We start from the raw sequence: 13,968 nt of genomic DNA, 5'->3' as shown, positions 1-13,968 counted from the left end.
GTGCGGCCCGCGCCCCGCGGCCGCCGACCCGGAAGAACGTGCGGCTGTGGACTGGTTCCTGGACAGAAACGACCGGAGGGTGCCGTCCGCGCTGCGGCGGGACATCCGGGCCTACCTGGACCGCCACTCCGACGCCGCGCCCGACCAGCTGGCCGACGCCGAGCTGATCGCCGAGGAGATGGTGGCCAACGCCATCGACCACAGCGACGGCCCGGTCTGGGTGTCGCTGGAGTGGCCCGGGGCCAACCCGGTGCTGGCCGTGCGCGACATGGGCGCCACCTTCGACCTCCCCCACCACGTCCCCGACCCCGCGCAACCCCGCGGGCGCGGGCTGTGGCTGATCTCCCAGCTGGCCCCCGAGTTCACCGTCGCCGCCCGCCGGGTCGGCAAGACCGTCGAGGCGGTGCTGCCGGTCACCCGGCAGGTCGAACCCGTCACCCCGCCCAGGCACACCGTCAACCCCTTGCCGCACCTGTCCGAAGCCGTGCCGGCGGGCGGGTTCGGCCGGGAGAGCTTCCTGCGCGCGCTGGTCGTGCAGCTCGCCAACGCCGTCGAGGAGCAGCAGGGGCCCGAGGCCGCGCAACGCGCCATCGCCCAGGTCGCCGTCGACATCGGCGGTCAGGTGGAACTGGAGTTCCGGCAGGCCACCGAGCTCACCGCGACGTCGCTGTCGGCGGAGCAGATCGCCGACTGCGTGGTCCGGCTCAAGGCGGCCATCGGCGGTAGCTTCCGCGTGGTCGACGTGACCGACGAGCGGATCGTGCTGGTCAACGGCCACTGCCCGTTCGGGCCGGAGGTGCGGCACTCGCCGTCGCTGTGCCGCATGACCACCTCGGTGTTCGGCGGCATCGCCGCGCGCAACACCGGCCGCGCCGCCGTCACGCTCGAAGAGCGCATCGCGCTGGGCGACCCCGGCTGCCGGGTGGTGATCCACCTGGGCGCCGCGGCCGCCACCGCGACCCGTGCCCACCACTTCACCGCCACGCCGGATCGGCCCGGCCCGCTCACAGCAGGGCGTTGAGCAGCACGGTCAGCAGCACCGACACCAGGATCGACAGCACGATCGCGGTCAGGCACCCCGTCCGACCGCCGAGGAACCCCACCCGCCCGCCGCCCTGAGGCATGCCGACCTCCCGCCTCGCGCCACCCGTGCGCCGCTACTCGACCACGCAGGAGATCCAGTACCTGCCGCCCTCGTGGTGCACGCCGTGGGTCTCGCTGGCGAACCCGGGGAACGACCGGTCGAACGCCTCCAGCACGCGCAGGTACCGGGGCAGCGGGCCGTCGGGCGAGCCGACCCGCTCGCCGGGCACCAGCACCGGGATGCCCGGCGGGGTGGTGGTGACCTGGGTGGCCACCACGCGGTCGGCCAGGTCGGACAGCCCGACCAGTTCGGTCCGGCCGCGGATGAAGCACTGGTAGGCCTCCGCCGGCGTGAGCACGGCCGTGGGCGGCGTCGGGCTGGTGAACGCCTCGTTGAGCAGCTGCACGATCTTGCTCTCGGCCAGGCTGTGGTGCATCTCCTCGCACAGCTGCGGCAACGTCACCCGCCCGTACCGCTCCGGGTGCGCCTTCACCAGGTCCGGCAGCACTTCGCTCAGCGGCGCGTTGTCGTCGTGCAGCTGCTTGAAGTCGGTCAGCGCGTCGAGCAACGTGCCCCACTTGCCCTTCGTGATGCCCATCGAGAACAGCACGAGGAACGTGTAGACGTCGGTCTTCTCCACCACGATCCGCCGCGTCTCCAGGTACGCGGTGATCACCCGGGCCGGGATGCCGAACGCCGACACGTCGCCGAGCGCGTCCACGCCGGGGCAGGTGATCGTCACCTTCACCGGGTCGAGCAGGCAGAAGCCGGGTTCGAGGTCGGGGAAGCCGTGCCACGCGGCGTCCGGCTCCAACGACCAGCAGCCCGGGTCCGTGCGCAGCAGGTCCAGCGGCGCGTGCTCGAACGCGATCCGCTCGCCGGTGGCCGGGTCGGTGACCTCGCGCGGCTGCCAGACGCCGAAGAACCACGGCGGCCGGTCGTCGGCGTCGGCCAACCGCCGGCCGAGCCGGATCATCGCCTGCCGGAACCGGACCGCCTCGGTGATCGCCTCGGTGGTCAGCCACCGGCCCGCCGGGCCGTCCATCATGCCCGCCGCGACGTCGCAGGAGGCGATCATCGGGTACAGCGGTGACGTGGTGCCGTGCATCATGTAGGTCTCGTTGAACCGGGTCCGGTCGAACGGGGCCTTGCCGCCGGACTTCACGTGCACCATCGCCGACTGGGACAACGCGGCCAGCAGCTTGTGCGAGGAGTGGGTGGCGAACACGGTGGGGCGGTGGGACTCCGGCAGCCCGTCGCCGTCGACCGCCATGCCGTAGCGGCGCGCGTAGAGCGGGTTGAACCGGCCGTAGGCGAACCACGCCTCGTCGAAGTGCAGCACCCTGGTCGAGGCGCCCAGCAGTTCGTTCACCCGGACGGTGTCGTAGCAGAGCCCGTCGTAGGTGGAGTTCGTGATGACCGCGTACGCCGGGTCCGGGCTCGCCGCGTCCGCCGCGATCGGCGTGCGCCGGACCTGCTCGCGCACGGCGTCGGCGGTCAGCCGCTCCGGCGGGATGGGGCCGGTGATGCCGTAGCCGTTGCGGGTCGGCACGAGGTAGACCGGGCGCCCGCCGGCGAGCGTGACGCCGTGGTTGATCGCCTTGTGGCAGTTGCGGTCCAGCAGGGTGATCTCGTCGTTGGCCACCGCGCTGTGGATGATCATGCGGTTCGAGGACGACGTGCCGTGCAGCACGAAGTAGGTCTCGTCGGCGCCGAAGATCCGGGCGGCGTTGCGCTCGGCCTCGCCGACCGGGCCGGTGTGCTCGAACAGCGAGCCGAGCTCGCCCACCGACACCGAGATGTCGGTGCGGAACAGGCGCTCGCCGTAGTAGTCGAAGAACGCCCGCCCGACCGGGGACTTGAGGAACGCGATGCCGCCCGCGTGGGCCGGGGTGTGCCACGAGTACGGGTGCGTGTCGTCGAACCGGCGCAGCTCGCGGAAGAACGGCGGCAGGATGTGGTCGAGGTACTGGCGCGCGGCGAAGTCGACCCGGCCCGCGATGAAGTCCGGGGTGTCCTCCAGCAGCCAGATCCAGCCGTTGATGACCTCGGACACCCACAGCGGCGTCTCGTCGCTGTAGTCGCCGGTGGTCAGCAGGAACACCGGGAGCCGGGAGGAGAACCGGTCCAGCAGCATCCGCAGCACCCCGCCGGGGATCGCCGGACCGGTGTCGGCGGGCTGGACCGCGCCGCCGGCCAGCTCCCAGCTCACGATGGCGGCGGCGAGGTCGGCCTGCGAGGTGATCGCCGAGGCGGCGTCGGCGGTGGAGTGCACGACCATCACCTCGTGCCCGCACTCGCGCAGGTGCGCGCACACCTGCTCGACCTTGGCCGCCGGCACGGTGTTGTCCTCCGCAGGCTTCTCCGCGGCGATGAGGATGGTGGACCGGGTCACGAGGATCAGCTCCTAAAGGCGCCGCACCGGGTACCACCCGAGCGTAGGAGCGGCACGCGGGCTTGGCGGTTCAATCACCGGTCCGTGGCGCAGGCCCACTCGACGGTGGAAGAACCGCTTCTCTCGGTCGAGCGAGCAACCCACCACGCCACCGGTCGACGTCACACCATCGGGTAGCGAAACCCGAGTTCACCTCACCCGGCCGGGCAACAGACCCGAGCGCGGATCGACCTCCGGCACCGGGATGACGCGTCCGGCGCAGGACGACCGATCAGCCGTCCACTCCCGTGACGTCGGTGCCCGCGGTCAGCACGCCGTCGCCGTCGACCTCCCCGATCGTGGCCAGCGACGCGAGCCCGTCGGTGTAACCGAGCTCCTCCAGCTTCCGCAGCCGCCCCGGGTCCACTTCCAGCCGACTGCCGACCAGAGCCGGGTCCGTCGGGCTGATCCGGATGACGCGGATGCCGCCGATCGAGCCGTGCGAGACGATGCGGTCCACCGCGTCCGCCAACGGGTTCAGCGTCAGCATGAGGTGCTTGATGGTGGCCGGGATGCCCGGGAAGTGCTGGATCATCCTCGCCTCACGGCCCTGGAGGGTGCGGGCGAGCCGGCGCTCGGGCACGCTGCTGATCGCCACGACGACCTTCGGCGCGCGCACGAGGGCGCGCAGCAGCGGCAGCGGGTCGGCGATACCCCCGTCCACGTACCGCCTGCCACCGATCAGCACCTTCGGCGGGTACAGGGCCGGGATCGCCATCGTGGCGCGCAGTGCCTGCACCAGGTCCTCGTCGGTCGCCACCTGCGCGATGTCGATGTAGTGCGCGCGAGCGGTCTCCGCTTCGGTCAGGCCGACCTCGAAGACGAGACCGCGGCTGCCGAGCGACTCGACCGAGATCGGGGTCAGCTCGCGCATCGTGGTGACCAGGTAGTCGACGTCGACGATCCGGCGCAGCCGCGAGGGGTTGATGAACCTCCGGTTCGCCAGCACGTCCACCAGGCGCTGCCCCGTCTCCGCGACGGCGGGTGCCTGCTCGTCGGCGATGTGGCTGGCCAGCACCGCCGCCGACACGCACCCGGCGCTCGCGGAGTGGATCGAGGTGACCCGGTTGGCCAAGCCGCTGTCCACCAGCGCGCGCACCGCGCCGAGGCAGTAGATCGACCGCATCGCGCCGCCCTGGATCACCACCGAAACCATGACTTCCTCCTCTGCGACAACCCTAACGACACGAGAACGCCTGTCCCCGCGATCCGAGGAGTGCTTCACTCTCAGGTGGACGTGAAGTACTTGATCAGCTGCACGACGATCGCGGACAACGGCCCGAGGATCGACAAGGCACCCGCCACCAACCACTTCTGCCGGATCGGTGTGGACGGGACCCGCTCGACCAGTTCGAGCCGTCGGTAGGCGACCAGCACGCGCAGCAGGCTCGCCTCCGAACCGTCCGCCACGCCACCGGAGATCGTGTCCGCGATCTCCCGCCGCTGCTCCAGCTTGTCGTGGCGCACCTGCCTGCGGAAGTTCAGGTTCACCTGGACGAAGACGTAGATCACGATGCCCGCGAAGACGACGATGACCAGTGCCGCGGCGACGCTGCCGATCGCGGGCTGCACGAAGAACGACATGGCCCACACGCTCAACAACGTGCAGACCACGCCCGCTTCGAGGTTCGACACGATCTGCCGGAGGCTGGACCAGCCGTAGAACCCGTCGGGGTTCACCATGTTGGCCTTGAAGCGGTAGTCGTCGCGGCACCTGCGCAGGAACCTGACGTAGGCCAACCCCAGCACCGACTCCGCGTAGACCGCGTACACCCCGAGCGTGCCGAAGACGACCCAGACGACACCGCCCGGCCGCAACGGCGTCAGGCTCGCCCACCACTCGGTGTAGACGCCGCCGGGGACGAGGAACTCGAAGAGCTTCGACCCCAGCAGGAGGTTGACGCCGAGGGTGAAACCGAACGCCGCCAACAGGGTCAGCGGCGCGAACCGCCCGTGCCGCTCGAACCTGCGGTTCATGTCGGTGACCGCCTCGATCAGCGCCGACTTGCCGGCCGGGGTGTAGCTCACGCACCCGGCCTTCGCCATGTCCGAGTGCAGTGCCGAAGCACCCGTGTAGAGGTCGTATACCAGGCCGAGCGAGACCACGATCGTGACGGTGAGGACGAGCGACGGGTAGTCGCGCAGGTAGGGCACCGCCCTCGTGCCCGTCGGGTCGGAGTCCCGGAAGACGAACAGGAGCAAGTCCTGCCACAACGGTGGGCCGGCGGTGGTGAAGAACATCCCGGAGACCATCGCCGCCCACGACGCGGCCACCAGGGTGACGACCGCGACCAGCAGCGAGAACGCCAGGGGCTTGACGTTGCGGCGGCGCAGCCTGCTGAGGATCAACGGGTCGATGAGGAACGGTTGGATGTCCGGCACCTCCGCGGGCGCGGGCGTCGCGGTCTTCGGCTGCTCGGTCTGCGTCATGGGTTCGGCGTCCTCAAGGGGTCGACAGCTGCCGCAGCAGCCGACCGTGCGACCTGACCGCGGCGGTCAGCGTGGGGTGGGCGGGCAGGGTGAACCCCATCTCGGCCAGGCACCGGTCGAGCCTGCGGGTCACGGCGGGCAGCTCCAGGAACGACAACGACGGCGCGAGGTGGTGCACGACGTGGAAGCTGGTGCCGCCGCTCAGCCACCACCACGGCCCGAACCGCGCGGTCCGCACGTCGGTCGTCCTGACCAGCTGTTCGCACAGCGGCCACTTCATCGAGTAGTCGTCGTCGCCCTCGGCCAGCTCCGTGTTGTGCTGGACCTGCGTGACGACGGACACCAGCGTCCCGGTCACGACCTGGAACACCGCCAGTGCGAGCACCGCGTCCGGCAGTGGGAGGACCAGGAACAGCGGCGTCCAGAACACCGCGAACGGGACGTACTTGTCGATCAGGAACACCCAGCCGGGCGGCGCTCCGGCGAGTTCCCGGCAGTAGGCGAAGCGGTTGCGCTGCCACAGCTCCCCCGGCTTGAGCATGTTCACCGTGGCGAACGGCAGGAGGAACCACAGGTACACGTGCTGGGCGCGGTGCAGCGGGCGCCACCGCTGCGTCGCCACCACCCTCGCCACCTGGCCGAACTGGATGTCCGGGTCGAACGCCGGGTTGCTCACGTAGCGGTGGTGCAGCCGCACGTGCTTGTACTGCCACCACCGCGGGCTGAACCCGACCGGCGCCGAGGCGAGGCGGGTGACGGTCGTGACGAGGAGCGGGGGCAGCCGGGCGTTGCCGTGCACGGCGTCGTGGAACCAGGAGCCGAGCAGCGAGACGACGCTCAGCGCCAGGCCGACCGCGCACAGGAACGTCCACGGCTCGTCGACGAGGAGCAGGCCGGTGTAGGAGGACGCCATCAGCAGCAGCCGGGGCGCGAGGTCCTTGGTCTTCGCCAACGCGGACGGGTGGGTGCGGTGGCCGAGTTCGTGCCGGCGGAAGTCGCGGAGCCGCTTCTCCAACTCACCACTGCGAATCGGGAACACGTTCGCCCGCACGTCCGTGTACGCGACCACGTCGCACCTCCGTCCGAGCAGGCGACACACACGCGTCATGACCGACATCGTCGGACCTGGTCGGCCGTTACAGGATTACCACGGGCGTGGCGTTCTCGTCCCTCTTTCGATACCTCTCGCCACGACAACGAGATATTCCCGACGGGTGGAAATAATGCGAGGATCAATGACGAACGGATGTTCCGATCGGTTGCGTCGGTGAGAATCGGTGGGCGGCCCGGTGCTCACGGGCGCGGGCGCACCCTGGTCCACGTTCGCCCGTCGCGCTGGGCACGCGGGGTGGTGGCGGCGACGCACCGGGGGCACAGCCACAGGCCCCGCTCGGACGTCTGGGACAGCCACACGGCGTCCGTCCAGGGCACGTGCCGGAACCGGCCGAGGCGGCTGCGGCTCAGGGCCTGTCCGCACAGCGTCTGGTTGGTGCCGGGCGCCCAGGCGTGCACGTCGCCGGACGGTTGCCGGATGCCGTCCTCGTCCACCCACTGGCTGGACGCGGCGACGTGCGGCAGGGCGGTCACGGTCACACCCGCTCCGCGCGCGGCATCGGCACGTGCACGGTGGCGGTGTAGGGGGCCAGGCGGCGGACCAGGTCGTCGGCCGTGTGGCGCGGCCCTCGGGCTCGGGCCGGCACACCCAGTTCACCGCGGAACAGGCCGCGGGCCCACCGGGCGACCGCCGCGGGCGACGGCAGGACGTCCGGGCCGAAGTGCGCTTGGACGATGACGTCCTCGCCGCTGTGCGTCTCCACCGCGGCCGACCACCCGCCGTCCTCTTCCCACAGCAGCGCCACGTCCCGGTCCGGGAACCCCGGCAGCCGGCCGTCCAGCGCCAGGTACGCGACCGCGGGCCGCTCGGCCTGCACGTACGAGCACTCGCCGCTGAGCCCCAGTTCCTCGGTGACCCGCCGCACGTAACCGCGCAGGCCCCGCATCAACGCGTCGTCGAAATCCAGCTCCATCGCGCATCGCCGCCTTATACCCGGTACACCGGGGTGAGTGTCGACGCGCCGGCTGTTTGACGCCCCGACCAGGTACCCCGAACGGGCGAGCCGTGAAACACCGACACCGGTACTGCTCCGATTCAGCTCCTTCCGCGACGGTCGGTGCCGGGGTCGACGCCGGGAGTCAGCGCCGCGGGTCGGGGCCGGTGAGGTCGGCGAAGTGGATCCGGACCGGGTCGCCGACCCAGCCCTTGCCGATCAGCACCGAGGCGTGCCACGGGTGGTCGGGGGAAGGAGTGGTTGTTCCACCACGCCGTGGTGGTGCCGTCGGTGTTGATCGAGATCAGCTCGTCGAAACCGTCGCCGTCGAGGTCGGCGAAGCGCAGGCACGTCGGGTCGGCGAGGTTCGGGCCCAGGTCCACCTCGGCGCTCCACGGCGGGGCGGGGAAGGCGCCGGTGTTGCGCCTGGCCCGGACGTGGGCGGTGTCGTCCAGGGTGACCACCTCGGCCCTGGCGTCGCCGTCGAGGTCGGCGAACCAGGTGGGCCCGGGCGGCGCGTGGCCCAGGTCGACCGGGTCGCCCCACGGCCGGCCGGGGAAGCCGCCGGTGTTGGGCCAGGCGCGGACCACGCCGTCGACGGTGATCATCTCGTCCCGGCCGTCCCCGTCCAGGTCGGCGAAGTGGGTGTCGGTCGTCGGGCTGGTGCCGACGACCAGCGACACGTGCCAGGGGCGGTCGGGGAAGCCCTTGTCGTTCCGCCACGCGGTGACCGCCCCGTCCGCGGTGATCCGGACCAGCTCGTCGAAACCGTCGCCGTCCAGGTCGGCGAAGCGGGTCAGCGCCGGGTCGGTCGGGCCGAGCACCATGCCGACGGGGTCGCTCCACGGCCACCCCGGGAAGTCGCCCGTGTTGACCCACGCCCGGATCGTGCCGTCGGCGGCGGTGTGGACGTCGACCATCTCCGCCATCCCGGCGGCCGGCCGGGGTGGCGGCGGGTCGGTGCCGGCGGCGAGCACGGCCGACGTCGTGCCGCCGAGCACGAGCGCCGCGACCAGGGACGCGGTCAGCCACCGCCGGCGCATCGCGGGGCGGGTCGCCTCCGGCAGCGGGAGCGCTTCGGCCGGCACGAGCGGTTCCGGGTGCCGTTCCGGTCCCGGGTGCCGTTCCGGTTTCGGGCGCCGTTCCGGCTCGGGGTGCCGGTCCGCTTCCGGGCGCCGTTCCGATTCGGGGTGCCGTTCCGCTTCCAGGCGCCGGCCCGCTTCCAGTCGCTGGTCCGACTCGGGGTGCCGGTCCGGTTCCGGGATCGCCTCACGCGTCACGTCCGCGGCGACCGCCCGCCACCGGCACTCCCACTCCTCCGCGTCTCCCCCGCACGCCCGCACGTAGGCCAGGGTGACGGCGAGGCTCGGCAACTCGCGGCCCGCGGCCGCCCGCGCCAACGTGGCCGAGGCGTAGTGCGCGCGCCGCGCGAGCGCCCGGTACGGCGGGCCACCGGCCTTCTCCCGCAGCAGGCGCAGGTCGTGGGCGAACAGCGGCACGGCTCCCGCCCGCGGGTCAACCGGGCTCTCCGGCCGTGGCATGCGTCTCCCCCTCGTCCGACCGGCTCGGTCGGGTTGTCCCGGCGTTCCGGGTTGTCTCCCGTTGATTGCCTCGGCCGTGGAACGCGCGGAAACAATTCCCCGATTCGGTAGAACTGGATTGCAGCGCGAGCACGGCCCGTCGCCTCTTTCCCCTATCGAGTGAATCAACTCCGCACACACCGGAAACACCGCCGGCACGCGGGAGGGGAATGGCGTCGGGTGGCTCCGCGCACGTCCCGGACACCGTGCGGTGGCGCCGCGCTGGGGGTGTGGCGCCACCGCACGGCCAAGTGGTCGACGTCGGTCATGTCCGCAGTCATGTCGCGGTCATGACCGCCGGCCGGCCGGCGCGCGGTTGACCATGGCGTTCGGGGTCCACCACAGTGAGGGCGTGCAGAGGGCGTTGAGCATCCTGACGGTGGTCGCGTACCTGACGCTGCCGCTGGGGTCGGCGAACTTCGAGCAAGCGCTCGTGCCGACGCTGCTGGTCGGGCTGGCCTACGGCGCGCTCGCGATCTTCGGGTTTCCGGTCGTGCAGCGGCGCGGCACGGCGTTCGCGGTCGCCTACGTCCTCCTCCAACTGCCGTTGGGCTTCGTGCTGTTCGCGTTGTCCGGAGCGGCGGTCGGGGCCGTGCTGCTGCTGGTGGTGCTGGTCGCGCAGGGCGTGTTGCTGCTGCCGCTGCCGGCCGCCGCCGCGGTGGCCGCAGTCATCCCGTTGATCCACGTGGAGATGGCGTGGCCGGACGGGCTGCGTGAAGGGCTGGGCACGTTGGCCGTCACCGCCTTCACCGTCGTCATCACCGAGCTGCTGGTGCGGGAGCAGCGCGCCCGGGCGGCGCTCGCGGCGGCCAACGAGCAGCTGCGCGGGTACGCCGCCCAGGCCGAACAGCTGGCGATCACGCAGGAGCGCAACCGGGTCGCCCGCGACATCCACGACGGGCTGGGCCACCACCTGACCGTCGTGCAGATGCTGCTGCAAGCGGCACGTGCGGTGATCGGCACGGCCGACACCGACCGGCTCGACGCGATGCTGGCCAAGGCGCAGGACCAGTCGAAGCAGGCGCTGGCAGAGGTCCGCCGCTCGGTCGGCGCGCTGCGCGAGCCCCGGTCCGCGCCGCTGGTCGACGCGTTGCGGGAGCTGGCGTCCGAGGTCACCGAGGCGGGTGTGCCGACCGGGGTCGAGGTCCACGGTGCGGCCCGCGCGGCACGGGCGGAGGTCGAGGAGTCGTTGTTCCGGGCCGCGCAGGAGGGGTTGACCAACGTCCGCAAGCACGCCGACGCGACCGCCGCGACGGTCGTGCTGGACTACGCGAGCGTCGACCTGGTCCGGTTGGAGGTGCGCGACGACGGCCGGGGGTTGCCGGACGACCCGGACGACGGGTTCGGCCTGCTCGGGCTCCGGGAGCGGGTGGCCGGGTTGGGTGGTCGGGTGTCGGTCGACTCGGCCGCCGGGCGCGGCCTGACGCTGACCGTGGAGGTACCGGCGTGACCGCGGCGAACTCCCCCGTCCGCGTGCTGATCGTGGACGACCAGGCCCTGTTCCGGGAGGCGCTGGCGACGTTGCTGGAGGTCCAGCCGGAGATCGAGGTGGTCGGCGAGGCCGGTGACGGCGAGCAGGCCGTGCGGCTGTGCGGCGAACTGGCGCCGGAGGTGGTGCTGATGGACCTGCGGATGCCGGTGCTGGACGGTATCGCGGCGACCAACCGGTTGCGGGTCGAGCAGCCCGGTGTCCGGGTGCTGGCGCTGACGACGTTCGACGACGACGCGGACGTGTTCGCCGCGTTGCGCGCCGGCGCGGTGGGCTACCTGCTCAAGGACGTCTCGTCGGCCCGGCTGGTCGAGGCGCTCGTCGCGGCGCGGCGCGGTGAGTCGGTGCTGCAGCCGTCGGTGGCGGCGAAGCTCGTGGCCAGGGTGGCACGGCTGCCGCACGAGGCCGCACCGGCCCGGCAGCCGCTGCCCGTGCCGCTGTCCGAACGGGAGCTCGACGTCGTGCGGCTGCTCGCGGAGGGTCGCAGCAACCGCGAGATCGCGGGCAGCCTGTTCCTGGCCGAGGGCACGGTGAAGAACCTCGTCACCGGCGTGCTGTCCAAGCTCCAGGTGCGCGACCGCACGCAGGCGGCGCTGCGGGCCAGGGAGCTCGGGCTCTGCTGAGGTCACGCCGCGAGACGTGACCACCGGCATGACCTTCGGCACCTGACCGCGGCCGGCCTCGGTCGGAGGATCTCCGTTGTACACCGCACACCGCACACCGCAACGGAGGAGCCGCGATGAGTTCCGAGCAGACGACCACCACGAACGGTCGGCGGCCGTGGCTGAAGGGTCCGGTGCCGCGCTTCGCCCGGCACGCGTTGGAGATGGTCGTCGCCATGGTGGCGGGCATGGTGGTCCTGGAGCCGCTGTGGTCGCTCGCGTGGCCCGGCCTGGCCGACGTGGTGACCGCGCACGTGCTGGTGATGGCGACGAACATGTCGCTGGGCATGGCGGTGTGGATGCGGATCCGCCGGCACGGCTGGGCGGGCATCGCGGAGATGTCGGCCGCGATGTACGTGCCCTTCCTGGTGCTGCTGCCGCTGCACTGGACCGGCGTGCTGTCCGCGATGGCGCTGATGACCGCCGGTCACGTGCTGATGGTGCCGGCGATGCTGGGCGCGATGCTGCGCCGCCGGCACGAGTACGGGTGCTGAGCGGTCGTGCGCAAAGCTCTGAGGAGCACCGGCACCGCACTGGTGTTCGTGCTCGCCGCCCTCGCCCTGCCCGCCGCCGTCGGCGCGCCGACCGTCCTCGCCGCCTTCGACCTGAACTCCCCACGCGCCGACGGCGCCACACCGTCACCCGCACGGGTGACACACGATCCGGGCAAGCCGACCGCGGTCGTCGTGGTCGGTGACCACGGCGCCGTCGTGTCCGACACCCTCGCCCCCTTCGAGGTCCTGGCCACGACGGGCGCGTTCAACGTCTACGCGGTCGCACCGTCGGCGGGCCCGGTGCCGCTCACCGGCGGCCTCGACCTGGTGCCCGACCTGACCTTCGCCGGGCTGGCCGACCTGCTCGGCGGCGGCGCGCCGGACGTGGTGGTCGTGCCCGCCATGCCCGACGTCGGCCGGAGCACGTCGAAGCCGGTCACGGACTGGCTGGACCGGCAGGCGGCCGGCGGGTCGCTGCTGCTGGGGGTGTGCAACGGGGCGGGGGTGCTCGCGTCCGCCGGTCTGCTCGACGGGCGTGCCGCCACCGCGCACTGGTTGCGGGTCGACGAGTTCCAGGAAGACCACCCGGCCGTGGACTGGGTGCGCGGCACGCGGTACGTGGACGACGGCGACGTCATCACCACGGCGGGCATCCTGTCCGGTGTGGACGGCACGCTGCGGGTGGTCGAACGGCTGGTCGGGCCGCAGGCCGCGGTCGAGGCGGCGCAGGCCACCGGCTGGCGCCACCACCGTCGGGGCGGTGCCGCTTCGATGGCCCAGGCGGAGGTGCGGCCCGCCGACGCCGTCGTGGGCGTGAACACCGCGTTCGGCTGGGACCGCGACACGATCGGGGTGCTGCTCACCGACGGCGTGGGCGAGATCGAGCTGGCATCGGTCTTCGACACCTACGGGCAGTCGCTGGCCGTGCGCACGCGGTCCGTCGCGCCCGGTGTCGAGCCGGTGCGGTCGCGGCACGGCTTGACCTTCGTGCCCAGGGCGGACCCGACGGCGGCGGACGACCTCGACCGGTTGGTGGTGCCGGGCGCGGACGCCGCGCGACGCCGGGTGGCCGACCGGTACGCCGACCTGGCGCCGGCCTACCCGCACCGAGAGCCCGGCTTCCCGTTCGACGGCGTGCTGCGCGACCTCGCGCGCACCACCGACGTGGCCACCGCGACGTGGACCGCGAGGGTGTTGGAGTACCCGACCGACCACCTCGTGCTCAGCGGGCCGGCGTGGCCGTGGACGCGCACGCTCCGGCCGGTCGCGCTCGCGGCCCTCGGCGTGCTCGCCGCGCTCGGCCTGGTCCGGGCGGCGCGGTCGGTGCGCGCCCGGCGGCGGTCACCGGGGCGTCAGGTCGACACGAGCCGGATCGCCGTGACCGCCTCGTCCACGGTGCGGTGAAGCGGGAGTGCCGCGTCGACCTGGCTCATCTGCAGCGGGCGCAGCACCGGGCGGTTGTCCGCGACGACGCCGAACGGGATGCGCAGCCGGTCGGCGCGGTGGTGGGCGTTGACCAGCATGGCGATGCCGGTCGAACCCATGAAGTCGACTTCGCGCAGGTCCAGCACCACGCCGCCCGGCTGCCCGTCGAACGCGGCGTCGAGTTCGGCGGCGACCGGCGGGCGCGAGGCGGCATCGATCGCGCCGGACACGCTGATCAGCAGGATGCCGCCGTCCAGCTCGGCGGTGGTCGTGCGGTGGATCGGGTGCTCGTCCATGGCGGGCCCTCCTCGCGGTCGCCAAG

General features: G+C 72.3%; 13 protein-coding genes. 5 read left to right on the top strand and 8 right to left on the bottom strand.

Translation table 11 applies throughout. The features are described 5' to 3' along the window. Positions 1–46 precede the first annotated feature (46 nt). Complete coding sequence (locus AB0K14_RS35860; protein WP_360461150.1) at positions 47–1,021, top strand: methanogen output domain 1-containing protein; 975 nt, start codon at positions 47–49, stop codon at positions 1,019–1,021. 136 nt (positions 1,022–1,157) lie between these two features. On the opposite strand, the gene AB0K14_RS35855 is transcribed toward AB0K14_RS35860, so the two are convergent. From AB0K14_RS35855 to AB0K14_RS35825, 7 genes are all read right to left on the bottom strand, one after another. After that, the gene (locus AB0K14_RS35855; protein ID WP_360461153.1) at positions 1,158–3,479 is read right to left on the bottom strand and encodes an Orn/Lys/Arg decarboxylase N-terminal domain-containing protein; all 2,322 of its coding nucleotides are present in this window, start codon (positions 3,477–3,479) and stop codon (positions 1,158–1,160) included. Positions 3,480–3,750: 271 nt separating this feature from the next. Then, a complete protein-coding gene (locus AB0K14_RS35850; RefSeq protein ID WP_360461156.1) occupies positions 3,751–4,674 on the bottom strand; it encodes a patatin-like phospholipase family protein in 924 nt (307 codons plus the stop codon). Between the two features lie 71 nt (positions 4,675–4,745). After that, the gene (locus AB0K14_RS35845; protein ID WP_360461159.1) at positions 4,746–5,948 is read right to left on the bottom strand and encodes a hypothetical protein; all 1,203 of its coding nucleotides are present in this window, start codon (positions 5,946–5,948) and stop codon (positions 4,746–4,748) included. Positions 5,949–5,961: 13 nt separating this feature from the next. Next, positions 5,962–7,056 (bottom strand): fatty acid desaturase, encoded by a 1,095-nt coding sequence (locus AB0K14_RS35840; RefSeq protein ID WP_360461162.1) that lies wholly within the window; start codon positions 7,054–7,056, stop codon positions 5,962–5,964. 185 nt (positions 7,057–7,241) lie between these two features. After that, positions 7,242–7,541 (bottom strand): hypothetical protein, encoded by a 300-nt coding sequence (locus tag AB0K14_RS35835; protein ID WP_360461165.1) that lies wholly within the window; start codon positions 7,539–7,541, stop codon positions 7,242–7,244. Beyond that, complete coding sequence (locus AB0K14_RS35830; RefSeq protein WP_360461168.1) at positions 7,538–7,975, bottom strand: DUF6292 family protein; 438 nt, start codon at positions 7,973–7,975, stop codon at positions 7,538–7,540. The genes AB0K14_RS35835 and AB0K14_RS35830 overlap by 4 nt, the downstream gene beginning before the upstream one ends. A gap of 122 nt (positions 7,976–8,097) precedes the next feature. Next, a complete protein-coding gene (locus AB0K14_RS35825) occupies positions 8,098–9,537 on the bottom strand; it encodes an FG-GAP-like repeat-containing protein (RefSeq protein ID WP_360461171.1) in 1,440 nt (479 codons plus the stop codon). 391 nt (positions 9,538–9,928) lie between these two features. Between AB0K14_RS35825 and AB0K14_RS35820 the strand changes: the two genes are divergently transcribed. From AB0K14_RS35820 to AB0K14_RS35805, 4 genes are all read left to right on the top strand, one after another. Then, positions 9,929–11,026, top strand: coding sequence for a sensor histidine kinase (locus AB0K14_RS35820; protein ID WP_360461174.1), 1,098 nt, complete (start codon positions 9,929–9,931; stop codon positions 11,024–11,026). Further along, complete coding sequence (locus tag AB0K14_RS35815) at positions 11,023–11,688, top strand: response regulator transcription factor (protein WP_360461177.1); 666 nt, start codon at positions 11,023–11,025, stop codon at positions 11,686–11,688. Before AB0K14_RS35820 ends, AB0K14_RS35815 begins: the two co-directional genes overlap by 4 nt. 116 nt (positions 11,689–11,804) lie before the next feature. After that, positions 11,805–12,221, top strand: a complete 417-nt coding sequence (locus AB0K14_RS35810) for a hypothetical protein (protein WP_360461179.1) — start codon at positions 11,805–11,807, stop codon at positions 12,219–12,221. Between the two features lie 6 nt (positions 12,222–12,227). Beyond that, positions 12,228–13,625 carry a DJ-1/PfpI family protein gene (locus AB0K14_RS35805; RefSeq protein WP_360461182.1) on the top strand — a complete coding sequence of 466 codons (1,398 nt, stop codon included), beginning with the start codon at positions 12,228–12,230 and terminating at the stop codon, positions 13,623–13,625. Here AB0K14_RS35805 and AB0K14_RS35800 read toward each other — a convergent pair. Next, entirely contained in the window at positions 13,574–13,942 is a 369-nt protein-coding gene (locus AB0K14_RS35800; protein ID WP_360461184.1) for an STAS domain-containing protein, read from the bottom strand. The genes AB0K14_RS35805 and AB0K14_RS35800 overlap by 52 nt on opposite strands. Positions 13,943–13,968 lie beyond the last annotated feature (26 nt).

The organism is Actinosynnema sp. NPDC050801, assembly GCF_040673975.1.
Classification (GTDB): Bacteria; Actinomycetota; Actinomycetes; order Mycobacteriales; family Pseudonocardiaceae; genus Actinosynnema.
The sequence above is the reverse complement of the archived record's forward strand: the minus strand, read 5'-3'. Positions and strand labels throughout refer to the sequence as shown.